This window comes from Gemmatimonas groenlandica, assembly GCF_013004105.1.
Classification (GTDB): domain Bacteria; phylum Gemmatimonadota; class Gemmatimonadetes; order Gemmatimonadales; family Gemmatimonadaceae; genus Gemmatimonas; species Gemmatimonas groenlandica.
Map to the genome: position 1 here is coordinate 1,273,970 of NZ_CP053085.1, position 22,507 is coordinate 1,296,476.

At 64.7% G+C, this 22,507-nt stretch carries 19 protein-coding genes and 1 other RNA gene; 6 read left to right on the forward strand and 14 right to left on the reverse strand.

All coding sequences use genetic code 11. The annotated features are described in order from the left end of the window. Positions 1-4: 4 nt before the first annotated feature. Positions 5-1,528 carry an amidohydrolase family protein gene (locus tag HKW67_RS05290; RefSeq protein ID WP_230981124.1) on the forward strand — a complete coding sequence of 508 codons (1,524 nt, stop codon included), beginning with the start codon at positions 5-7 and terminating at the stop codon, positions 1,526-1,528. Positions 1,529-1,575: 47 nt separating this feature from the next. Then, a complete protein-coding gene (locus HKW67_RS05295) occupies positions 1,576-2,892 on the forward strand; it encodes an MATE family efflux transporter (RefSeq protein ID WP_171224396.1) in 1,317 nt (438 codons plus the stop codon). 20 nt (positions 2,893-2,912) lie between these two features. On the opposite strand, the gene HKW67_RS05300 is transcribed toward HKW67_RS05295, so the two are convergent. Further along, positions 2,913-3,365: a PTS sugar transporter subunit IIA gene (locus HKW67_RS05300; protein ID WP_171224397.1), complete on the reverse strand. Its 453-nt coding sequence runs from the start codon at positions 3,363-3,365 to the stop codon at positions 2,913-2,915. A gap of 81 nt (positions 3,366-3,446) precedes the next feature. Here HKW67_RS05300 and dusB point away from each other — a divergent pair, with 81 nt between their 5' ends. Both dusB and ssrA read left to right on the forward strand, forming a co-directional pair. Then, complete coding sequence (gene dusB / locus HKW67_RS05305; protein ID WP_171224398.1) at positions 3,447-4,496, forward strand: tRNA dihydrouridine synthase DusB; 1,050 nt, start codon at positions 3,447-3,449, stop codon at positions 4,494-4,496. Between the two features lie 86 nt (positions 4,497-4,582). Continuing rightward, positions 4,583-4,939, forward strand: a transfer-messenger RNA (tmRNA) gene (gene ssrA, locus HKW67_RS05310). A 36-nt stretch (positions 4,940-4,975) separates the two neighbouring features. Here ssrA and HKW67_RS05315 read toward each other — a convergent pair. Genes HKW67_RS05315 through truA form a run of 12 tightly spaced genes read right to left on the reverse strand, consistent with a single transcriptional unit; the run spans position 4,976 to position 19,416 of the window. Next, positions 4,976-6,301, reverse strand: a complete 1,326-nt coding sequence (locus HKW67_RS05315; RefSeq protein ID WP_171224399.1) for a flavin-containing monooxygenase — start codon at positions 6,299-6,301, stop codon at positions 4,976-4,978. A 2-nt stretch (positions 6,302-6,303) separates the two neighbouring features. Next, the gene (gene ppdK / locus HKW67_RS05320) at positions 6,304-8,964 is read right to left on the reverse strand and encodes a pyruvate, phosphate dikinase (protein ID WP_171224400.1); all 2,661 of its coding nucleotides are present in this window, start codon (positions 8,962-8,964) and stop codon (positions 6,304-6,306) included. Between the two features lie 32 nt (positions 8,965-8,996). After that, entirely contained in the window at positions 8,997-10,400 is a 1,404-nt protein-coding gene (purF, locus tag HKW67_RS05325; RefSeq protein ID WP_171224401.1) for an amidophosphoribosyltransferase, read from the reverse strand. 14 nt (positions 10,401-10,414) lie between these two features. Further along, on the reverse strand, positions 10,415-12,742 hold the full coding sequence (gene purL / locus HKW67_RS05330) for a phosphoribosylformylglycinamidine synthase subunit PurL (RefSeq protein WP_230981125.1): 2,328 nt from the start codon (positions 12,740-12,742) through the stop codon (positions 10,415-10,417). Beyond that, entirely contained in the window at positions 12,739-13,443 is a 705-nt protein-coding gene (purQ, locus tag HKW67_RS05335) for a phosphoribosylformylglycinamidine synthase subunit PurQ (RefSeq protein WP_171224402.1), read from the reverse strand. The genes purL and purQ overlap by 4 nt, the downstream gene beginning before the upstream one ends. Then, positions 13,440-13,697, reverse strand: a complete 258-nt coding sequence (gene purS / locus HKW67_RS05340; RefSeq protein WP_171224403.1) for a phosphoribosylformylglycinamidine synthase subunit PurS — start codon at positions 13,695-13,697, stop codon at positions 13,440-13,442. The genes purQ and purS overlap by 4 nt, the downstream gene beginning before the upstream one ends. Beyond that, complete coding sequence (gene pssA / locus HKW67_RS05345; RefSeq protein ID WP_171224404.1) at positions 13,694-14,605, reverse strand: CDP-diacylglycerol--serine O-phosphatidyltransferase; 912 nt, start codon at positions 14,603-14,605, stop codon at positions 13,694-13,696. The genes purS and pssA overlap by 4 nt, the downstream gene beginning before the upstream one ends. Further along, positions 14,602-14,778: a hypothetical protein gene (locus HKW67_RS05350; RefSeq protein WP_171224405.1), complete on the reverse strand. Its 177-nt coding sequence runs from the start codon at positions 14,776-14,778 to the stop codon at positions 14,602-14,604. Before HKW67_RS05350 ends, pssA begins: the two co-directional genes overlap by 4 nt. Further along, on the reverse strand, positions 14,778-15,734 hold the full coding sequence (locus HKW67_RS05355; protein ID WP_171224406.1) for a phosphoribosylaminoimidazolesuccinocarboxamide synthase: 957 nt from the start codon (positions 15,732-15,734) through the stop codon (positions 14,778-14,780). Before HKW67_RS05355 ends, HKW67_RS05350 begins: the two co-directional genes overlap by 1 nt. Beyond that, positions 15,731-17,170, reverse strand: coding sequence for an adenylosuccinate lyase (purB, locus tag HKW67_RS05360; RefSeq protein ID WP_171224407.1), 1,440 nt, complete (start codon positions 17,168-17,170; stop codon positions 15,731-15,733). Before purB ends, HKW67_RS05355 begins: the two co-directional genes overlap by 4 nt. A 4-nt stretch (positions 17,171-17,174) precedes the next feature. Then, complete coding sequence (locus HKW67_RS05365) at positions 17,175-18,599, reverse strand: trypsin-like peptidase domain-containing protein (protein WP_206044610.1); 1,425 nt, start codon at positions 18,597-18,599, stop codon at positions 17,175-17,177. A 19-nt stretch (positions 18,600-18,618) separates the two neighbouring features. Beyond that, positions 18,619-19,416: a tRNA pseudouridine(38-40) synthase TruA gene (gene truA, locus HKW67_RS05370; RefSeq protein ID WP_171224409.1), complete on the reverse strand. Its 798-nt coding sequence runs from the start codon at positions 19,414-19,416 to the stop codon at positions 18,619-18,621. 84 nt (positions 19,417-19,500) lie between these two features. Here truA and HKW67_RS05375 point away from each other — a divergent pair, with 84 nt between their 5' ends. Together HKW67_RS05375 and trpD are read left to right on the forward strand one after the other, a co-directional pair. Further along, a complete protein-coding gene (locus tag HKW67_RS05375) occupies positions 19,501-20,811 on the forward strand; it encodes a GAF domain-containing protein (protein ID WP_171224410.1) in 1,311 nt (436 codons plus the stop codon). Further along, positions 20,801-21,838 carry an anthranilate phosphoribosyltransferase gene (gene trpD / locus HKW67_RS05380; RefSeq protein WP_171224411.1) on the forward strand — a complete coding sequence of 346 codons (1,038 nt, stop codon included), beginning with the start codon at positions 20,801-20,803 and terminating at the stop codon, positions 21,836-21,838. The genes HKW67_RS05375 and trpD overlap by 11 nt, the downstream gene beginning before the upstream one ends. Before the next feature lie 13 nt (positions 21,839-21,851). Here the strand turns inward: trpD and lexA are convergent, their stop codons facing one another. Next, entirely contained in the window at positions 21,852-22,460 is a 609-nt protein-coding gene (gene lexA, locus HKW67_RS05385) for a transcriptional repressor LexA (protein ID WP_171224412.1), read from the reverse strand. Positions 22,461-22,507 lie beyond the last annotated feature (47 nt).

Consider the following 22,507-nt stretch of genomic DNA (forward strand, 5'->3'; position numbering starts at 1 on the left):
TCCTGTGCGCCTGACCAGACTGTTCTCGACGCGGTTCTTGTGCGCGACGATGAGCGCCACGCTCACCCTCGCGCTCACCTCGGCGCTCGCCGCTCAATCGGCGCCGTCACATGGTGTCCGTCCTACGCGGCTTGTGATCCGCGGCGCGACGATCATCGAGGGCAACGGTACACCCGCCGAGGGGCCTAAGGATATCGTGATCGAGGGCAATCGCATTGCGCAGATCGTGTCGCTCGATCCGGTCGCGATCAAGGACGGTACGGCTCGGCGTCCCACGGGCGATGTGATTATCGACGCGACCGGTAAGTATGTGATGCCGGGGCTGATCAACCTGCATGGACACGTGCAGGATGAGCGTGGCGGGATTGCCCAGCCGCTCGAGTATCAGATGAAGCTCTGGCTCGGCATGGGCATCACGACCGTGCGCGATGTCTCGAGTGAGACACCGAAGACGCTGCAGCTGCGCGCGCGCAGCTTGAGCGGCGACCTGCTTGGACCGCGTCTGTATGTGTACGCTCGCTACGCGTACATGCCGGTGCCGCGCAACGACGTGGAAGCACGGCAGCGTGTGCGCGATCTCAAAGCGCAGGGTGTCGACGGGCTCAAGCTCTTCGGCATGGACAAGGACGTCTATCCGGCGGTGCTCGATGAAGCCCGCAAGCTTGGACTGCGCACGGCTCATCACATGGCAGTCGATGAAACCAATGCGTGGGATGCCGCAGCTGGCGGACTGACGAGCATCGAGCACTGGTACGGCGTGCCGGATGCGGCCATCACCGATGGACTCCAGAGCTTTCCGTCGAACTTCAACTACGCCGACGAAGGCATGCGCTTCCGCTACGCGGGGCGGCTGTGGCGCGAGGCGGATCCGACGCGCCTGCAGGACGTGCTGAAGGCGATGGTGAAGGCGAACGTCGCGTGGAATCCGACGCTCGAGATCTACGAGGCCAGCCGCGACCTGCAGCGCGCGGAAACGCAGCCGTGGTTTGCCGAGTATCTGCATCCCACGCTCGACAAGTATTTCAAGCCGGATCCATCGAACCACGGTTCATACTTCGCGAACTGGAGCAGCACCGACGAAGCGTACTGGAAGGAGAACTACCGGATCTGGTTTCAGGCCGTGCGCGACTTCGAACGTCTTGGGGGAGTCGTTGGTGCCGGTGAAGACGCCGGGTTCATCTACCAGGTGTATGGCTTCGGGTTGATTCGTGAGCTCGAGCTACATCAGGAAGCTGGTTTCGCGCCGCTGCGCGTACTACAGCATGTCACCGCGAACAACGCGAAGATCCTCGGCGAAGAGTCGCGGCTCGGGCGGGTGCGCCCAGGGTTCCTCGCCGATCTGATCGTCATCAACGGCAATCCGCTCGAAGACCTCAAAGTGTTCTACCCGCCGCGCGCCGATGCGGCGGCGGGGCCCGGTGGCGGTGTGGCGTGGACCATCAAGGACGGCATTCCCTACGATGCGCCTCGCCTGCTGCGCGAAGTGCGCGAGTTGGTGTCTTCCGCGAAGCGTACCAACGGCCGTTGAGCGTCGCGGTCGAGTCCAGCCGGGACTGGCGAGGGGACCTGCGTGACATGGCGCGCATCGCCATGCCGATCGTGTTCATCAATCTTGGCATTCAGGCCATGGGCGTCGTGGATGCGCTCATGGTCGGCAAGCTTGGTGGCGCGGCGATCGCTGCGGTTGCGCTAGGCAACTTCTATTTCTTCAACGCCAGCGTCTTCGGCCTGGGACTGCTTTGTGCGATCGATCCGGTCGTCGCACAGGCGGTCGGCGCCGGCGATCACGACGGTGTCGCGCGCGGCGTGCAGCGTGGGTTCGTGCTCGCGGCGCTCGTGTCAGCGATCGTGCTGCTGGCGCTGCTGCCGGTAGAATGGTTTCTGCTGAAGCTCGATCAGCCGGCCGATGTGGTGACAGAGACGGCGGTCTACACCCATCGCCGTGCGCTGGCCATTCTGCCGTTCTTTGCGTTCAACGTGTTCCGGCAGACGCTGCAGGCGATGGGCCCGGTGCGCCACATCCTCATCGCCGCGGCTGTCGCGAACGTCGCGAATGTGATCGTGAACTGGCTGTTGATCTTCGGCAATGCCGGTGCTCCGGCGCTCGGCGTCGAGGGGGCCGGCTACGCGACCGCGATCTCCACGTGGATTATGGCGCTCGTACTGTTGGCCTTGGCGTGGCCGCAGCTGCGGCCGGCCATTGTGCCATGGCGCCGGGAGACGCTGCATTGGGGGCCGTTCATGCGGATGCTACGCATTGGCGTGCCGATTGGCGTGCAGTGGTTCTTCGAGAGTTTCGCCTTTGGGCTGACGGCACTCTTCATGGGCTGGATGGGCACGGCGTCGCTCGCCGGCCATGAGATCGCACTGAACATGGCGGCGATGACCTTCATGGTGCCGCTCGGGATTTCCGGTGCGGCTGCCGCCGTGGTCGGTCGTGCTATCGGTCGTGGGGACATGCCGTCGGCGCGTCGTGATGCGGTAGCGGCCATCGCCTGTGGCGGCGGTGTGATGTGCGTGAGCGGCGTGGTCTTCATGCTCGCCCCGGAGTGGCTGGCCACCCGATATACGACAGAAGCCGCCACGGTTTCGGTGGCGGTGTCGTTGATTCCCTTGGCTGGCATGTTTCAGGTGTTCGACGGTCTGCAGGCGGTCACCAGCGGCGTGCTGCGCGGAACCGGTGACACCCGGGTGCCCGCTATCCTGCATCTGGTGGCGTTCTGGGGCGTCGGAATCCCATTGGGGATGTATCTGGGATTCCGCACACCGCTGCGCGAACGCGGACTCTGGATGGGGCTCGTGGCCGGACTGGCCGCTGCCGCACTCTTACAGAGTCTCCGCGTCGTGAATCGGCTGCGCTTGGATATCCGCCGCGTTGTCGTCGATCACTGATAACTGATCGACGACACCGTTCAGACGCGCTTTTCTTCGAGCAGAGCCATGAACTCTGCCGAAGAGCTGATCTCCAGCAGGCGGCCCGGTACGTCGCTCTCCTTGCTGAACTGCGCGATCTTTCCCAGTACCGGCAGGTACTGGTTGGAGACCTCGAGCGGCGGCGCGACGATGAGGAAGAAGAAGTTGACGGGCTTGTCGTCGATGGCCTTGAAGTCGACACCGTCTTTCTTGCGGCCAAAGGCCACGCGCAGACGGTTGACGACGAGGCTGCGGCAATGCGGGATCGCGATTCCACGGCCAATGCCGGTGGAGCCGAGATTTTCGCGCCGCTTGAGCATCTTGAACAGCATGCCCTCGGATTTCTCATCGAGCTTGAGCAGCCCGATGAGTTCCTTGAGAATTTCGTCCTTGCTCGTACCCTGAAGCTCGAGCTGGACAGCGTCTTCGGAGAAGAACTCGCGCAGTTCCATAGCCTTCTATCCTAACCATGCGGACGCCGCTGTCAAACCTCCGCGTTGCTCGACCGATGCTGGACCGCTAACTTCAAGTGTATGTCCCGTAAGACGTTTCCATTCCGTGTGCCCCATTCGGTGCCACTCTACCTCGCGCCGATGGCTGGCGTGTCGGAATCTCCCTTCCGGCGTCTCTGCCACGCGCACGGCGCCGACGTGGTCGTCACCGAGTTTCTCTCGGCGGAGGGCATCCGCCGAGAGAACGAAGCCACGATCAGTAAGCTCCGGTTTTCGCCCGACGAGCACCCGATCGGTGTGCAGATTTTCGGTGCCGATCCCGCCGCGATGGCTGATGCAGCCGCCGTGGTTACCGATCTCTTCATGCCGGACTTCGTCGATATCAATTTCGGCTGCCCCGTGAAGAAGGTCGTGCGCCGGAATGGTGGGTCGGGATGTCTACGCGATCTGGACCTGGTGCAGGAGATCATCCGGGCCGTCTCGAAGGCCACGCCGCTGCCGGTCACGTGCAAGATTCGCAGCGGCTGGAGCGAGGAGATGCGAGACCCGGTTGGCATCGCGTTGCGCTGCCAAGACGCGGGCGCTCGCGTGCTTGCCTTGCACGCCCGCACCAGGACGCAGATGTACACGGGGCAGGCGAACTGGGACGAAATCGCCAAGGTGGCTGAAGCCCTCGACATCCCGGTGTTGGGCAACGGCGATATCAAGACGGCGGCCGACGCCAAGCGCATGCTCGACCATACGCGGGCCGACGGAATCATGCTCGGACGCGGTTCGTATGGTCAGCCGTGGGTGTTCAAACAGGCGCGCGCGCTGTTCGAGGGCCAGCCCATGCCGGAGACGCCGGGGGTACACGAGCGCTTCGCCATCGCGCTCGATCACGCCCGGCTGGTGCAGGGCTACGAGGTCGACGCGATCGGTGCCGCGCTCGAGTTCCGCAAGCACCTCGGTTGGTACGTGAAGGGGCTCCCGAATTCGGCCGACCTTCGGAAGCTGCTGCACCAAGTGCGCGACTTCAGCGAAGTCGAGGAGATCTTCTCGAACTACCTGCTGCATTATGAGGAGTACCGGGCGCAGCGGCTTGCCGCCAGCGACCCGGATATCTCGGATCTGACCTGCGAAGCCGCCTGACCGCCGCAGGTACCGGGTGGCCGGGGGGCAGTTGCGGGAACCGCCCGTGCCCCCCTAGTGTACGGAGTAGTGCAGGACCGTTAGCCGGGGGTGACTGGCTTCGACGGGGTTGGTGAAGCTCTGGTTGCGTGCCCAGGTCCTCGAGCACCTGGTAAAACACTCGGGAAAATTCCAATCGCGAACAACAACCTCGCGCTCGCCGCCTAACCTTCGGGTTACCGGCAGTGCTCACAAGGCAGCCCGCCCGGGGCGGCATGTGAGTATCGAAAATCTGGGCTAGTCCGACGTCGCGCCTGCGGGCGTTGGGCAAAACTTTAGCAGGCTTGTCTGGACGTGGGCTTTCTGTTGGCCAGCGGACAGAGACCTCAATCAACAGAATACGCACGTAGACGCTGGGGTCGATTCAGTCTCGGACAGGGGTTCGATTCCCCTCACCTCCACTTGGGCGCCTCACCGCATTCGCGGTGGGGCGCTTTTGTTTATTCGACCGTCGCGACCGTCGTGGTCGAGCGCCATTGCGCCGGCAGTTGCTTCAGCAGACGCGCCTTGAACTTGTGGTAGTCCACCGTGATCGTGTGGCGCGGCGTGTCGAGCTGCGGATAGTCCGGGGCGGCCAGTTCCTCGGCAATCGCCCCTTCGAGGTCCCTGGGGGGCACCCACGCGCCGGAGAGGCGCCTCGCGAGCACCTTCGCCTGCAACTCGGCTGCCGGCCAGATGCAGCCCAGCGGCTGGAAAAGGCCCACGAACGAGAGCGTCGGAAACCGCGCTGGAAACATGCGCAGGTAGAGGGGCACCGGACCGCGCGAAAAGTCGACAACGTCAGGCGCGAGAAACGGGTGTGCGATCCAGTAGCCGGTGCACGCGACGATGATGTCGTAGTCCGCCTGCGTGCCATCCCCGAAATGCACGGTATGTCCATCGAAACGCGCGACATCCGGGCGCGGCGTGATGTGTCCGTGGCGCAGCGCGTAGAAGAGCTCCGAGTTCACCGTAGGATGCGTCGCACCAAACGCATGATCCGGCTCGGGCAGTCCGTAGTCGCGATTAGCGCCTTGCAACAGGCGCAGTAAAAATTGATTGATCCTCGCACGTACCGCGCGAGGCATCCATTGCGTACGCTGCCCGACGACGTCACTCGGCTGACCGAACAGAAACTTGGGCACGATCCAGTACCCGCGGCGCCACGACAGGTCTGTGGTGGTCGAAACTCGAGCCGTTTCGACGGCGACATCGCACGCCGAATTTCCGCCGCCGATGACGAGCACCCGTCGGCCGGTGAACCCCGCGGCGCGCTTGTACTCGTGCGAGTGCATCATCGTGCCGCTGAAGTCGCCGGGATATGACGGCATACGCGGGCGCCAGTGATGTCCGTTGGCCACGACCACCGCGTCGAAGCGCTCGTGTGACTCGACCTCGCCCACGCGAACCGTCATCGCCCACTGCTCGCCGGGCAGCGGCTCCACCCGAACGACATCCGTCCCGAAACGCACGTGCGGCGTGACGCCGAAATGTTCGGCGTAACTCTGGAAGTACTGCGCAAGTTGCACGTGCGACGGGTAGTCTGGATACCACGATGGCATTGGAAAGTCGTGGTACTGCGACAGCGTCTTCGAGCTGATGATATGCGTCGTTTCAAAGACGCTCGAGTGCGACGTCTCGAGCCGGAACAGCCAATTGCCACCGACTGCTTCGTTCCGGTCGAAGCAGACGACGTCAGTGAAGCCTGCATCCAGCAGGTTCTTGACCGCGGTGATGCCGGATGGTCCGGCACCGATCACGGCGATGCGTGCGCTACGCGCCAACATGCTCAGGCGAGAGCGGCGTGTGCAGCGGCCAGGCGGGCGACCGGCACGCGATATGGCGAACAGGATACGTAGTCGAATCCGACCTCATGACAGAAGGCGACACTTTGTGGCTCACCGCCATGCTCGCCGCAAATGCCCACCTTGAGATCGGCACGTGTGGCGCGACCGTCGCGCACGGCCCACGAGATCAGCTTGCCAACCCCCTTACGATCGAGAACCTGAAACGGATCCTCGGCCAGGATGCCCTTGTCGATGTAATGCGGCAGGAAGCGGCCGGCATCATCGCGGCTCAGGCCGAACGTGGTCTGCGTGAGATCGTTCGTGCCGAACGAGAAGAAGTCGGCCTCGGTGGCAATCTCGCCAGCCGTCAGCGCCGCCCGCGGTAGCTCGATCATGGTGCCGATGAGATACGGCACACGCTCACCCATGACACCCATCACCTGATCGGCCGCCCGTTCGATGATCTCGCGCTGATGACGGAGTTCGGACACATCTGATACGAGCGGCACCATGATCTCCGGTCGCACGTCGATGCCACGACGATGCGCGCGTACGGCCGCCTCGAAGATCGCACGCGCCTGCATTTCCGTGATCTCGGGGTACACGATGCCGAGACGGCACCCGCGATGCCCAAGCATCGGATTGGTCTCATGCAGCGCCGCGACGATGCGGGCGAGTTCGGGGCGGGTGAGCCCCAGCGACTGCGCCAGCATCGTCGACTCTTCGCCACCATGCGGCAGAAATTCATGCAGTGGCGGATCAAGGAGGCGGATGGTCACGGGAAAACCGTCCATCGCCTGAAAGATTCCTTCGAAGTCGGCGCGCTGCATCGGCAACAGCTTCTCCAGCGCGCGACGACGCCCACCCAAGTCGCGTGCGACGATCATCTCACGCATGGCGGTGATGCGCTCGCCCTCGAAGAACATGTGCTCGGTGCGGCACAGTCCGATGCCTTCGGCGCCGAAGTTGCGCGCGACACGTGCGTCGCGCGGCGTGTCGGCGTTCGCTCGTACACGAAGACGACGGTCCTCGTCGGCCCAGCCCATGAGCTTCGCAAATCCACGATAAGTCGGCGCGTCGGCCGCTGACAGGGCACCGTTGTTCACGCGCATCACTTCGCTGGGCTGCGTGGGCAGGTCACCCGCGAAGACGCGGCCCGTGCCTCCGTCCAGCGTGATCCAATCACCCTCGTTGATCACGTGCTCACCGATGCGCATCGATCGCTGCTCGTGCGAGATCTCGAGCGCGGTGCACCCCACGATTGCGCACTTGCCCATGCCACGGGCAACGACGGCCGCGTGGCTGGTCATGCCCCCGCGGGCGGTCAGTACCGCGCGCGCGGCAACGATGCCATGGAAGTCCTCCGGCGTCGTTTCTTCGCGCACCAGAATGACCTGCTCGCCAGCCGCATGACGCCGCTCGGCCACGTCGGGGTCGAACACCACGATGCCGCTGGCTGCGCCGGGGCTAGCCGGCAGCCCGACCGCCAACGCGGTGGCCCGCACGTCAGAACTGATGACAGGGTGCAAGAGTTGGTCGAGCTGATTCGGCTGCATGCGGAGCACGGCCTCGCGCTGCGAAATGAGACCCTCGTCCACCATGTCGAGTGCAATGCGCAGGGCGGCGGCTGTCGTCCGCTTGCCCGTGCGCGTCTGTAGCAGATAGAGCGTGCCGCGCTCCACCGTGAACTCGATGTCCTGCATGTCACGGAAATGCTTCTCGAGGCGATCCTGCGTGGCCATCAGCGCGGTGTACGCCGCGGGCAGCATCGTTTCCATGTCATCGATGTGGAGCGGCGTACGGATGCCGGCGACCACATCTTCACCCTGCGCGTTGACGAGGAACTCGCCGTAGAAACGACGCTCGCCCGTGGACGGATCACGCGTAAACGCGACACCGGTTCCCGAGTCCTCGCCCATGTTGCCGAACACCATCGATACGATGTTCACACCGGTGCCGAGCGTGTGCGGAATGCTGTTCACGCGTCGGTAGTCGACCGCCTTCTTCAGCGTCCATGAGTTCCATACGGCTTCGATCGCGCCCCACAGCTGCACCTGGGGATCCATCGGGAACTCGTGTCCCGTGGTGAACCGGATCAGCTGCTGGTACTCGTGCACGAGTGCGCGTAGGGCGTCCGCGCTGAGTTCGCTGTCCGTCGTTACGCCGTTGGTGACGCGCTTGCTGCCAAGCAACTGCTCGAACTTTGCGATCGGTACACCGAGGACGACGTCGGCATACATCTGCAGGAAGCGGCGGTACGAATCGTACGCGAAGCGTGGATTTCCGCTCGCCTTCGCCAACCCTTCAACCGTCTCGTCGTTGAGGCCGAGATTGAGGATTGTCTCCATCATACCGGGCATGGAGACCGACGCACCGGAGCGCACCGAGACCAGCAGCGGATTCGACGCATCGCCGAAACGCTTGCCGCTGACTTCCTCGAGACGCTCGAGCGCGCGAGTTACCTCTTCCCGAAAGGCTTCATCCACCAGCCCATCGGCGAGATATGAGACACACCGATGGGCGGCAATCGTGAACCCGGGGGGCACCGGTACGCCGAGATTTGTCATCTCGGCGAGATTCGCGCCCTTTCCACCCAGGATCGTCTTCATGTCCCGCGTACCGTCAGCGCTGCCGTTTCCGAAGAAATAGACGGAGCGGGTCATTCAGTTCTCCCTTGCAGTATGTGGAACGAAGATCACGCGATACCGATCGAAAGACCGGCACCTCCGCCGGCGCGTAACAGCTCTGGTTCGCTCGGTGTGGCGGTCGGATACTTCCCAGAGAAGCAGGCGTGGCAATAGCCATCCGGACCCTCTGGCATCGCAGACAGCATGCCATCGATGGACAGATAGCCGAGCGAGTCGACGCCGAGGTGCCGGACCAGCTCGTCATGCGTCATCTGCGCCGCGATCAACTCTTCGCGACGCGGCGTGTCGATGCCGTAGTAGCACGGGCTGATGATCGGTGCGCTCGAAACGCGCATATGCACTTCGCGCGCACCCGCCCCCCGCACGAGCGACACGAGGCCACGCGTGGTGGTGCCGCGCACGATCGAGTCGTCGACCATGACCACACTCTTGCCCTCGAGCAGCTCGCGCACGGGATTGTACTTCACCTTGACCTTGGCGTCGCGACCGGCTTGCGTCGGCTGGATGAAGGTCCGCCCGATGTAGTGGTTGCGAATGAGCGCGAGCTCGTACGATGTGCCGGATTCGTCGGCGAAACCGAGCGCGGCCGAATTCGACGAGTCGGGCACCGCGAAGACGATATCGGCTCCCGGTGCCGGGCACTCGCGCGCCAGCTGACGACCAAGCGCGCGACGCGAGCGGTCGACGGAGCCGCTGAACACGGCGCTGTCCGGCCGGGCGAAGTACACGTGCTCGAATACACAGCGATTGATCGGGGCCGGCGGCAGCGCATGCACCGACCGCAGACCATGCGCGTCCACAGCGATGATCTCTCCCGGCTGTACTTCTCGCTCGTAGACCGCCCCGACGATGTCGAGTGCGCAGGTCTCCGAGGCGAACACCCAGCCGTCGCCGAGTCGGCCCATGACGAGCGGGCGCCAGCCGTGCGGGTCACGCGCGACGAGTACGGTGTCGTCCAGTACGATCAGCAGGCAGTAGGCGCCTTCGACGCCCTGCAATGCCTCCGCCACCCGAGCTTCAGGCGTCGCGCCATGGGCTCGGGCGATGCGATGGACGATCGCCTCGGAATCCATGGTCGACGAGAAGATCGCACCACCATCTTCCAGGTCACGGCGCAGTTCAACCGCGTTCGTCAGATTGCCGTTGTGCGCGAGCGCGATGTGACTCCGGCGCACTCGTGCGAGGATCGGCTGTGCGTTCTCGATCGCCGACGCACCCGCCGTGCTATAGCGCGTGTGCCCGATCGCGATCGGTCCACGGAGCGCATCCATCTCCTCGTCACCGAAGCCCTCCGAGACGAGTCCCATCGCACGACTGACTCGCGCATGCCTCGCGTCGTCGACGGCAACGATGCCCGCCGACTCCTGACCGCGGTGCTGCAGCGAGTACAAGCCGAGTTGCGTAAGGGCTGCTGCGTCCCGAACTCCGTAGACGCCGAAAATACCACACATGGGAAAACTCCCGATCAGTCGTTGGTAGGAGCGTGCGATGAGGCCACCGCATGCTCGGCCGGCGTCTCGCCATCCATGGCGAGCGGAATTGCCTCGTGAAACGCCTTCGCGAGCCAGTTGATCGGCGCCGAAAAGGTGTCGTCCGAAATCGTGAACTGCGCGCCGCTCTCGGCGCTCGTCACGGTGCCGATCACGCGCGCCGGCACCCCATGGCGTTGCGCGATCTGCAATACCGCGGCGCTGTCCGCCGTGGACAACACCACGCGTCCGTGCGCTTCGCCGAACAGCAGCGCGCGGTGAGGAAGCGTGGCCCACGGCGAGAGATCGACGGTGAATCCGAATACGCGATCGCGATCGGCCATCGCGCACTCGGCGAGTGCCACCGCCAATCCGCCATCGCTGCAATCGTGCGCCGAGCGCACGACCCCTCCGCGAATCGACTCCAGCAGGGCGTCGATCAAGGCGCGCTCGCGCTTCGGGTCACACACGGGCGGTTCGCCGATCGTGAGTCCATGAATTTCCAGCAGATACTCGCTCGCCCCGAGTTCTTCGGTGCAATCGCCCAGCAATACGATGTCGTCGCCGACCGTCTGAAATCCTGATGGCGTGACATGTGAGAGTGATTCAATGAGTCCGACCATGCCGATGGTCGGCGTCGGATGAATCGCCCCCTGCGGGTTCTCGTTGTACAACGACACGTTGCCACCGGTCACCGGCGTTTCGAGCACGGTGCAGGCTTCACCCATTCCGGCAATCGCTTCGCTCAGCTGGAAATACACTTCCGGCTTCTTCGGATTGCCGAAGTTGAGATTGTTCGTGATCGCCATCGGGCGCGCACCCGTGCACGCGACGTTGCGCGCGGCTTCGGAAACAGCGGCCCGACCGCCATTGCGCGGCGACAGCGCGACGTGGCGACCATTGCCATCGATACAGAGCGCTATGGCCTTGTCCGTGCCACGGAGCTTCACCACGGCGGCGTCGCTGCCGGGGCCTCGCATGGTGCTGGTGCGTACCGTCGAGTCGTACTGCTGCCACACCCACTTCTTGCTGGCGATCGTTGGCGAGGAGAGCAGGCGCTCCAGCGTCCACGCGTGGTCGCGTTCGTCGTCGAGCGCCACCACGGCGTGTGCTGAGCGTCCGCGCGCGGCCTTCAGCGACTCGCTCTCCTTCGGCTCGAGCACGTACTGCGGGCACTCGGTCACCAGGCGCGAGCCGGGGAACTCGGCCACCACGCGCTCGCCTTCGGTCACGCGGTACACCGGTTCCGCGATCACTTCACCGATCACGGCCGCTTCGAGATCCCACTTGGCCAGAATCGCGCGCACATCCTCTTCATGCCCGAGCTTCGCGACCACGAGCATCCGCTCCTGCGATTCCGAAAGCAGAATCTCGTATGGCGTCATCCCCTGTTCGCGGACGGGAACCTTGGTCACGTCGATCGTGACGCCGACATCGCCGCGCTCGGCCATCTCAGCCGACGATGAGGTGAGCCCGGCAGCGCCCATGTCCTGAATCGCCACGATGTGCCCGCTGCGGATCAACTCGAGTGACGCTTCGAGCAGCAGCTTCTCCGTGAACGGATCGCCGACCTGCACCATTGGGCGCTTGGCCTCGCTGGATGCCGACAGATCTTCCGAGGCGAACGACGCGCCGTGAATACCGTCGCGGCCCGTGCGTGCACCCACAGCCATGATCGGATTGCCGACACCGGACGCCACGGCGGTGATGAGCTCGTCCTCGCGCATGAGGCCGACGCACATCGCGTTCACGAGCGGATTGCCTTCGTACGACGGATCGAACACAACTTCACCGCCGACCGTGGGCACGCCGACGCAGTTGCCATAGTCGCCGATTCCCTTCACGACACCGGCAAAGAGCCAGCGAACGCGGCTCGACGTGAGCGGACCGAAACGCAGCGAATTGAGCAGCGCGATAGGGCGCGCGCCCATCGTGAACACGTCGCGCAGAATACCACCGACACCGGTTGCCGCGCCCTGATATGGCTCGACCGCCGACGGATGATTATGTGACTCGATCTTGAACGCGACCGCCCAACCGTCGCCGACGGAAATGACGCCGGCATTCTCACCAGGGCCCTGGAGCACCCATGGCGCCTTGGTCGGCAGTGTCTTGAGCATGGGACGCGAATGCTTGTAGGAGCAGTGCTCGCTCCAGAGCGCACTCACGACGCCGAGCTCGGTGAACGTGGGCGTCCGGCCAAGCATGGCAATCAGCCGCTCGTACTCGAACTCCGTGATGCCGTGCTCGGCCACCATGGCCGGCGTGATCACCGGATCGCCCGGGCGTGATTCCACGGGACGTGCATTGGACGCGGCGGTCATGCCTTCACCTCGGCGAGCATCGATTCCAGGATTGACGCGAACAAGGGCACGCCGTCGGTTGACCCGAGCGTCGTGTCGAGCGCGCGCTCAGGGTGCGGCATCATGCCCAGCACGTTGCCCTCGGCGCTGACGATGCCGGCGATGTTGCGCAGCGAGCCGTTCGGATTCGCCGCCGCGGTGGCTTCGCCGTCCCCATTGACGTAGCGAAAGACGACCTGACCCTCGCCTTCGAGGCGAGCCAGCGTATCGGCATCCGCGGTATAACGACCATCGCCGTGCGCGACCGGGATGGAGATGACTTGATTGAGATGATACTGTGACGTGTAGCGGGTCGCGATCGACTCGACGCGCAGGTGCGCGGGTGCACTCACGAAGCGCAGACTGGCGTTTCGCAGCAGGGCGCCGGGCAGCAAGCCAGCTTCGCAGGCGATCTGGAACCCGTTGCAGATACCAAGCACCGGTCCTCCGCGTTTGGCGAAAGCGATGACTTCCCGCATGATCGGACTGAATCGTGCGATCGCCCCGGCGCGCAGATAGTCGCCGTAACTGAAGCCGCCGGGCAGGATGACGAGATCGACGTTCTGGAGGTCGTGATCCTTGTGCCACAGGTACACCGCCTCCTGACCGAGGTGATCGGCGATCGCGTGGTACGCGTCCTCGTCGCAGTTAGAGCCGGGAAACCGAACGATGCCGGCCTTCACGCGTGCTCCACCGAGGCGATCTCGAAGTCTTCGGTGACCGGGTTGGCCAGCAACTTCTCGCACATGGCCGTGATGCGCGCACGCGCCGCGTCCGCCGTCGCGGCTTCGGTCTCCACGATCACGTGGCGCCCGACGCGCACGTCGCTCAGGTCGGCGAAGCCGAGCGAATGGAGTGCATCAGCGACGGCCTTGCCCTGGGGATCGAGGATCCCGCGACGCGGAACGATATGGATGGCGCAGCGGAAACGGGTCATGCCAAGGGCTCCTCGCGACCGGCGTCCGGCGCGATGTTCTGTCGTGAAGGACGACGGCGTCGACGACGACGTCGGGGGTCGAGGGGTTCGTCGAGGTCATCCTCGGCCGCGTCATCATCCTCACGCGGGCCGGGAATACGATCGAGTAACCCGAGAAAAACGGTGCGGCCGATGCCATACAGCACATAGGCCATCAGGGCCGGGAAGAAGAACTTCTTCGGCAGAAAAATGACGCCGACAAAGGTGCCGACGACCAACAGAAATCCGAGGATGCCGTTGAGCGTGCGAAAGTTCACCGTCGGCACCTTGGCGTACTGCACGTTGCTGATCATCAACATGCCAAGGCCGAGCATGACCCAGCGCAGCATCTGATGCCAGGGCAGGTCGCCGATCATCGTCTCGGTATACAGCGGCGTCTGACTGAACCAGTAGTACGTCGCGAGCGTCATGCCGGCCGCGGGGCTGGGCAGACCCGTAAAGTGCGTGTTCTTCGTGCCGGCCTGCTCGACGTTGAAGCGCGCGAGCCGCATCACAGCGCACGCCGTAAAGAAGAAACAGAAGATCCATTCCCACCGTGTACTCTGGAAGACCGCAAAGTACATGATCAGCGCGGGCGCGGTGCCGAACGAGATCGCATCCACGAGCGAGTCAAGTTCCTCGCCGAAACGCGAGCCCGACTTCGTGGCGCGTGCGATGCGACCGTCGAGCGTGTCAGCGATCGCGCCGAACACGATGAAGCGGGCCGCCGCATCGAAATCCCCGCGCGAGGCGGCGACGATCGCGAAGATGCCGAAGAACAGGTTGGCCAACGTGAAGCCGTTGGGTAGGGCGACGGCCACGCGCGGGCGCGGACGGCGTGGGCGCTCCACGCCATCGGTACCGGTGCCTCGGGTCTCCGGACGACTCATGTGGGGATTCCGACTGGGGTACGGGAGGCCCACGCCGCCACGAGGGCGACGAGCGTGAGGACATATCCGGCGAGCCACCACGGCCACGAGCGCAAGCGTAGCGCGGCCGCGAAGGTCAGCGCGGCCAGTACGGCGACGCCGAGCAGAAACGGATAGCCCTCACGCGCGAACATCAAACGGAATCCTCGGGAAGCCCGAGTCGGTGGAGATCCATCGGCGCGCCTGTGAGTCGCGCGAAGGCATCCCGATAGCGCAGGCTCGTCGCGCGAATGACCTCGTCCGGCAGCGTCGGGGCCGGCGCTTCACCGTTCCATCGTCCGGCGCGGCGCTCGACATCGAGCCAGTCACGGAGCGGCTGCTTGTCGAAGCTCGGTTGACCGCGACCCGGCGTGTAGCTGTCAGCGGGCCAGAATCGCGAGCTGTCCGGCGTGAGCACTTCATCGATCAACAAGAGGCGACCGTCACGCCAGCCGAACTCGAACTTGGTGTCCGCGACAATAATGCCGCGGGGTTCCGCCGTGGCGCGTCCGAATTCGTACACCGCTCGGGCCAGCCGTTCGAGCGTGGCGGCCGTTTCGGCGCCGACGCTCGCAATCACACTCGCAATCGTGATGTTCTCGTCGTGTCCGGTTTCCGCCTTCGTGGCCGGGCTGAAGATCAGCGGATCGAGACGATCGCTCTCGCGCAGTCCGGCCGCCAATGCCTCGCCGGCTAGTGTACCGTGCGCCTGATACTCTTTCCACGCCGAGCCCGTGATATAGCCGCGGATGACGCATTCGATCGGCACGACATCCGCTCGCACACACAACATGCTGCGGCCGGCAAGCGCTTCGCGATACGGCGCCAGCGCCGGTACTTCGCGCACGATCTCGTCGGTGTCGGCTGATAGCAGATGATGCTCCACCACGCTCGACAACTGGGACAGCCACCACGCGGTCAGCTGCGTGAGCACAGCGCCCTTGTACGGAATGGCTTCGTTCATGACGATGTCGAACGCGCTGACGCGGTCGGTCGTCACCAGCAGCAAGCGATCGTCATCCACCGCGTACACGTCGCGCACTTTGCCGCGCCGCACGAGCGGCAACGGCAACGCGGTCTCAATCATCGCGGCGGGTAGCCGCGTACTCATACGCGCACCTCTTCCACTTCGACACCGGCGCGTTCACGCGCCAGCCACGGTGCCACGTGCTCGTCGAGGAACTCCACCACTTGCTCGGGCGAGCGACCGACGAATCGTGTGGGCTCCGTGACGGCCTGCAGGTCTTCCAGTGGAATGCCGAACGCGGGGTCGGCCGCGAGCCGCTCCAGCATATCGTTTCGCGGCGCGCCATCCTTCACGGCACGCGCCGCGTCGATGCTGTGGCCGCGAATGAGCTCGTGCGCCTCCTGACGATCGCCGCCCGCCCGCACGAACCGCACGATGATCTCTTCCGTCGCCATGAACGGAAGCTCGTCATCGACGCGGCGGCGGATACGGGCCGGATGCACCTCGAGCCCGCGCACCACGTTCTGCATGAGCACGAGAATCGCGTCGGTGGCGAGGAACGATTCGGGAATCACCAGACGGCGATTCGCGGAGTCATCCAGCGTGCGTTCGAAGTACTGCACCGCGTGCGTCTGATTGGCGTTCGGCTCCAGCGACAAGACGAACCGTGCGAGCGAGGCGATCCGCTCGGAGCGCATCGGGTTCCGCTTGTACGCCATGGCGGACGACCCGATCTGATTCTTCTCGAACGGCTCCTCGATTTCGCCGAACGCCTGCAGCATACGGATGTCGCCGGAAAACTTCGATGCTGTCGCCGCAATGCCGGCCACCACGCCGAGTACCTGAGCGTCCACCTTTCGCGAGTACGTTTGGCCGCTCACCGGGATGGACGTGGCGAAACCCATACTCGTCGTCACGAGGCGATCGAGCTCGCGCACCTTCGCATGATCCCCGTCGAACAGCGACAGGAAGCTCGCCTGCGTCCCGGTGGTACCCTTCACGCCACGAAACGGCAGCTGCGCGATGCGATACTCCAGATCCTCGAGGTCGAGCAGGATATCTTGCATCCACAACGTCGCACGCTTACCGACCGTCGTCAGCTGCGCCGGCTGCAGGTGCGTGTAGCCGAGTGCCGGTTCGTCCTTCCACTCGCGCGCGAACGTACCGAGGGCCTCGAGTGAATCAATCAGCTTCTCGCGCAGCAGGTGCAAGCCGCGGCGCATAAGAATGAGTTCCGCGTTGTCAGTGACGAAGCAGCTCGTGGCACCGAGGTGAATGAACTTGCGCGCCGCCGGCGCGACGTCACCGAACGCATGCACGTGCGCCATGACGTCGTGGCGGAACTTCTTCTCATAAACGGCGACGGACTCGAAGTCGATGTCGTCGAGGTGCGCGCGCATCTCGTGGATCGCGGCGTCAGGAATAGCGATACCGAGACTCTGCTGCGCTTCGGCCAGCGCCAGCCAGAGGCGACGCCAAAGGCCGTACCGCATCTGGGGGCCCCACAGCGTGAGCATGGCGCGCGACGCATAGCGGTCGGCGAGAGGCGAGGCGTACGAGGTGCGGTCGGGTGCGGTCACGTAATCAGCGGAGAGAGAACGACGTCTGGAGATACTGTCGATTGCGCTCGAATACCACGTACACAGGACCGCGAGCGCCGTATCGGTCGATGGCAGCCGACGCCGCCTCGGCCGAATTCACTCGCGACTGTCCCACCTGCACGATCACATCGCCGTCCTGTAGCCCGATTTCATCGCGAATCCGATCGGAGACGCGATACACGAGCGCTCCGGCGTTCGACGCGACGCCGCGTTCCTGGCGAATGACATCGGTGAGCGACACCAGCTGGAGTTCGCGCAGCACGGTGACCTTGGGCGCGCTCACTTCCGGCGCGTCCGCGACCTGCAGCGAGAATCGCTGCTCGGCACTGCCACGACGAACAGTTACCGGCAGCTGTTCGCCAACGCGCAGATCGAGTAGTCGCGCTTCCCAGTCGAACGGATTCTTCACAGGGCGCGTACCGGCAGCGATCACCTGATCACCCGCTCGGACTCCGGCGCGATCGGCCGGGGAGCCGGGCACCACGCGGGCGACGATCGCGCCCACTGCGGCCGCTTCGCGCGCGCTCTGCACGTCGGGCGTTTGCAGTCGAATCCCCACCCACGGCTGCCGCACCGAGCCGTGATCAAGCAGGTCTTCCACGATGCGCTTGGTGCGGTCGATCGGGATGGCGAATCCGAGCCCCACCGATCCGCCGCTTGGCGAGTAGATCGAGCTGTTCACACCGACCACCTCGCCGGAGGCGTTCACCAGCGGTCCACCGGAATTCCCAGGGTTGATCGCGGCATCGGTCTGAATCATGTCGACGTACACGCCGCCGCCATCGCCTCGTCCGGCGAGGTTGCGACCAACGGCACTCACGACGCCCACCGACACACTGGGCTCGCTGTTCCCGAGCACGAAGCCAAACGGGTTGCCGATCGCGATCGACCACTCGCCCACGATCAATGTGGACGAACTGCCAAGGGGAGCCACCGGCAGATTCTTCGCTTTGATCCGCACCACGGCGAGATCGTTCGTTTCATCGATGCCGACCACCGTGGCGTCGTACGACGTGCCATCGCGCATGCCGATCGAGACCTTCGTGGCGCCCGAGATCACGTGGGCGTTGGTCACGATGATGCCGTCACTCCGCACAACGAACCCGGAGCCGATGCCGGCATTGCGACGCTCCCCGGTGCGCCCGCCCATGAAATACTCGAAAAAGTCGACCGGGACCTTCTGCACCGTTTCCGTCTGCACCGTGACCACGGCGGGAGCCACGCGTTCCACGGCCGTCGTAATCGCGGTTCGTCGCGACCCATCGATCGTCTGTGCGGGAACGGGACCGACCGGTTTGACCGGCGCTGGGGGAAGCGTGCGGGCCTGCGCGTTCGACGTGCTGGGGTTCGCCCCTTCGCAGCCGATCAGGGCAAGCGCGACCACAAGGGTAAGCGTCGAGCGTTGCACGATCACTGAAATCCTCGAATCACGAGGCATCGGCGTAGAGCTCGGCCGGATACGTGACCTCGCGCAGCGACAGGCCGTGGGCCGGTGCCGGAGCGGGCGTGCCCGAATTGTCAGGTGCGACGAGGAGCCGCGCGATCGTTCCGCGCGGTCGCCGTCCCTGAGCCACCTCAACCATCGTTCCGACTAGAAAACGCACCATGTGATGGAGAAAACGGTTCGCCGCAACTTCGAACACCCAGCCGCCGTCGCGCTCGACCCACCGCGCATGCTGAATCACGCAACGGTGGTGATCATCGACCGGCGCCGTGTGAGCGACGGCAAACGCCCGAAAGGTGTGTTCGCCCAACACACTGTCGGCTTCTCCCTGGAGTGCCGCCGGATCGAGTGGGTGTCGGATCGACCACTCATATCGTCGACGGAACGGGGAGCGTGCCGCCTCATCCGTCCCGATAAGATAACCATATCGACGCGCGATGGCGCTGCGCCGCGGGTGAAATTCCGGCACCATCCGGTGCGCCTCCGCCACCCAGATATCATCGGGGAGAGTGGCATTCATTGCCCGACGGAGGGTCGCTGGCGTCCAACGCTCCGGCACCCGGACGCCGACGCCCTGGCCGTGCGCGTGGACCCCCGCGTCGGTTCGCCCCGCGCCAATGGCGGGAACCGCGGTCGCGCACAAACGCTCGAGGGCGATTTCCATATCGCCTTGCACGGTGCGGACGACGGGCTGACGCTGCCAACCGGCGAAGCGCCCCCCGTCATACTGCGTTACCAGGAGGATCGGTCGCGGGTCCATGACCTGGGGGAAGCTAGGCACCAGACGCGTTCGCTTCAACTGATTCGCCTTCAAAGGCGCTCGACTATTGCGCTGTCGCGTCCGCTGACGTTTCCTCCACTCGCCATGCCTCCTCGCTCACTTGCTTCGCTGGCGTACGCGCTGTCCGCCACATCCGATCTCGACGGTGCCCTCATCGCTCTAGGTGAGTGCCTCGCCGAGTTGGATCGCGGCGCGTCGGTCGCCCTGCTGCAGTATGACGCGCGACGCGACATGCTGAAGGACCGGCTCACGCCCGTCGGCGCGCAGGTAGTCCGGACGTCGATGGAGACGACCTTCGATCACTTGCCCGAGGCGGCCCGCGCCAAGATCCTGGCTGGCGGACCGTTCGTAGACGTGAGCGACCGCTCCGCCGATTACGCCCGACTGTGCGGCTTTACGGCCGCACTTGACGGCGGCATTCTGGCCGTCCGCGGGTTGAAGGTGGAGGGGCTGCTGGGCGCCGTGCTGGCACTATACGAGCCGCGCAAGATTTTCGGGACCCGCACAACCGAGCGGTTGGCGCCGGCCGTCGCGCTCTTCGACCTAGCCTACGTGCGCCTCGCTGAGCGCGATGCCCGCGAAGAGGCCGTCCGTACGCTCGAGGACGTGACGCAGCGGGTACATGGGGAATACGTCAGGAAGCTCACGGCGTTGGAAGCGGAGCTGCGTGAAGTGCGCAACACGCCGCAGCACATCAGCGCGCTGAATCCGGCGGAGGCGATCGCCATTCAAGCGGACGCCGCCCGGTCGGGCGAGGAGGCCCGTCGGGCGCTGCGCCGGGCCGAACTCGCCGATCAGCAACTGACGTCGGCCGTCGGTCAACTCGAGCAGGCGCATGTCGAGCTGCATCGGCGGAGTGAAGCCCTTCGCCAGCGGACACGTACGTTGTATCTGTTGGACCGTGCGCTCTCGCTCGACGCGGAGACCACCGACTCGCGGAAACTGGTGGACGGTCTGCTCGCGTTGGTTGGCGATGATATGCAAGCACAGCGATGCTCCCTCATGCTGCGGGCACCCGAGCCAGACTACCTCTACCTCGCGGCGGCACGCGGTATCGCGCCGAACATCGTGGAAGGGATGCGAATCCGGATCGGTGAGGGTGTTGCTGGCCGGGTCGCGGCGGCACGAGAACCCTTGCTTGTCCAGGATGTCCGAGAAGCGTCGCAGCACCCGCTGCTTCGTGACCAGTACTTCACGACCGGCAGCTTCATCAGCTTCCCGCTCGTGTATCACGACGAATTGGTCGGCGTCCTCAACCTCACAAATCGCGCCCAGCGTGGCATCTATACCGACGAAGACGTCGAGCGCGTGCGACTGCTGGGTCTCGTGATCTCGCTTATCATGTCGCGGAACGCGCTCCCGGAGCGCCTGCTCGAGTCGATCAATGTCCGCTGACGCGTTAACGCAGGCCATTCGACGCTTGGCCGCGCACGAGTCGCTCGATGCGGAGAGCGTGCGTCGCGCGTTCGGTGTCATCATGCGCGGCGAAGGCACGCCGGTGCAGGTCGCGGCACTCCTGATGGCGCTGCGCGTGAAGGGCGAAACGCCCACGGAAGTGGCCGGGGTCGTCGAGGCGCTCCGTGAAGCGATGGTCGTTCTGTCGGCTGATCGCCCTCACGAGTTGGTCGATACGTGCGGAACAGGCGGGGGAGCACTCACCACCTTCAACATCTCGACGGCCGCGGCACTCGTCGCCGCCGGCATGGGTGTGCGCGTCGCCAAGCACGGGAACCGGTCGTTCACGTCGCGATCAGGGAGCGCCGACGTGCTCGAGGCGCTCGGCGTCGTCATCGACACGACGCCACCGGCAATGGCCGCCACGCTGGCCGACGCGGGCATCGTTTTCATGTTTGCCCCGCTGATGCACCCGGCGTTGCGGCACGTTGGCCCCGTCCGGCGCGAGCTCGCCGTCCCGACGGTGATGAACATCGTGGGCCCGCTGGCCAATCCCGCGCGCGCCGGTCGGCAGGTCGTGGGAGTCGCGGAACGTGCACGTCTCGAACTGTTGGCCGACGCGCTGTCTGAACTGGGAACGGTCCGGGCCATGGTCGTGCACGGCGAGCCAGGCCTCGACGAGATCTCGCCGCTCGGCCCGACGCACGTCATGGAGGTGCACGACGGTCGCACGACGCCCTGGACGATTGATCCCTCAGCCTATGGCATTTCGGGGATTGCGCTGGACGACCTGGCCGGAGGTGATCCGGCGCACAACGCGACGCTGATCGAAGACGTCCTCAGCGGCGGCGGCTCGGTGGGCGCGCAGTCGGCGGTGTTGCTGAATGCGGCCGCGGCGCTGTACGTGAGTCGTGAGGCTGGCAGCTACGCGGACGCTGTCGACACGACGCGGCGGGCGATGGCCGACGGAGTCGGTCTCGCCGCGCTGCAGCGCCTACGCGTGGCGTCCAACGCGACCCGAGGGTAATCGGGTCGCGCCCTCAGTAGCGACGCAGCACACCGACGACAATGCCTTGAATGCGGACATCGTCTTCGTGCACGAAGAGCGGCGACATCGTTTCGTTGGCCGGCTGTAGGCGAATCCGGCCGTCGCGCTCGCGATAGTAGCGCTTGACGGTGGCGCCGGATCCGTCGAGCATCGCAATCACCATCTCGCCGTTGTCGGCGGCATTGCGATCGTTGATGACCACGTAGTCCCCGTCCTTGATCTGCTCCTCGATCATCGAGTCGCCGCGAACCTTCAGGACGTAGTGGCTTCCGCTGCGACGCAGGAAACCATCCGGCACCGACATCGTTTCACCCGTGTGCATGGCCTCGATGGGGGCACCAGCTGCCACGGAACCGAGCAACGGAAGCTCCACCGACCGCTGAAACAGTTCGGAGGGAAGAATCTCGATGGCACGACTCTCGTTGTACGAGCGCTTGATGTAGCCTTTGCGCTCGAGATTGGTGAGGTGCTCGTGCACCGTAGCCAGCGAGTTATAGTTGAATCGCAACGCGATCTCTTCGAAACTCGGGGCGTAGCCGTTCTCTTCGTTGTAATCGGAGAGAAAGGACAGAATTTCCCGCTGTCGCTTGGTGAGCGGCATGGTTGCTCCACGAAAGGGGACCTACAGATCCGGACCCCGAATGCAGG

What these genes read in the sequence shown, in the direction of transcription:
- trpD (WP_171224411.1), top strand. Translation starts at nt 20,801, where the DNA reads ATGTCCGCTGACGCGTTAACGCAGGCCATTCGACGCTTGGCCGCGCAC.
- purS (WP_171224403.1), bottom strand. Translation starts at nt 13,697, where the DNA reads ATGACCCGTTTCCGCTGCGCCATCCATATCGTTCCGCGTCGCGGGATC.
- pssA (WP_171224404.1), bottom strand. Translation starts at nt 14,605, where the DNA reads ATGAGTCGTCCGGAGACCCGAGGCACCGGTACCGATGGCGTGGAGCGC.
- HKW67_RS05350 (WP_171224405.1), bottom strand. Translation starts at nt 14,778, where the DNA reads ATGTTCGCGCGTGAGGGCTATCCGTTTCTGCTCGGCGTCGCCGTACTG.
- purF (WP_171224401.1), bottom strand. Translation starts at nt 10,400, where the DNA reads ATGTGTGGTATTTTCGGCGTCTACGGAGTTCGGGACGCAGCAGCCCTT.
- HKW67_RS05315 (WP_171224399.1), bottom strand. Translation starts at nt 6,301, where the DNA reads ATGTTGGCGCGTAGCGCACGCATCGCCGTGATCGGTGCCGGACCATCC.
- HKW67_RS05295 (WP_171224396.1), top strand. Translation starts at nt 1,576, where the DNA reads ATGGCGCGCATCGCCATGCCGATCGTGTTCATCAATCTTGGCATTCAG.
- HKW67_RS05300 (WP_171224397.1), bottom strand. Translation starts at nt 3,365, where the DNA reads ATGGAACTGCGCGAGTTCTTCTCCGAAGACGCTGTCCAGCTCGAGCTT.
- HKW67_RS05355 (WP_171224406.1), bottom strand. Translation starts at nt 15,734, where the DNA reads ATGAGTACGCGGCTACCCGCCGCGATGATTGAGACCGCGTTGCCGTTG.
- HKW67_RS05375 (WP_171224410.1), top strand. Translation starts at nt 19,501, where the DNA reads ATGCCTCCTCGCTCACTTGCTTCGCTGGCGTACGCGCTGTCCGCCACA.
- purL (WP_230981125.1), bottom strand. Translation starts at nt 12,742, where the DNA reads ATGACCGCCGCGTCCAATGCACGTCCCGTGGAATCACGCCCGGGCGAT.
- lexA (WP_171224412.1), bottom strand. Translation starts at nt 22,460, where the DNA reads ATGCCGCTCACCAAGCGACAGCGGGAAATTCTGTCCTTTCTCTCCGAT.
- ppdK (WP_171224400.1), bottom strand. Translation starts at nt 8,964, where the DNA reads ATGACCCGCTCCGTCTATTTCTTCGGAAACGGCAGCGCTGACGGTACG.
- dusB (WP_171224398.1), top strand. Translation starts at nt 3,447, where the DNA reads ATGTCCCGTAAGACGTTTCCATTCCGTGTGCCCCATTCGGTGCCACTC.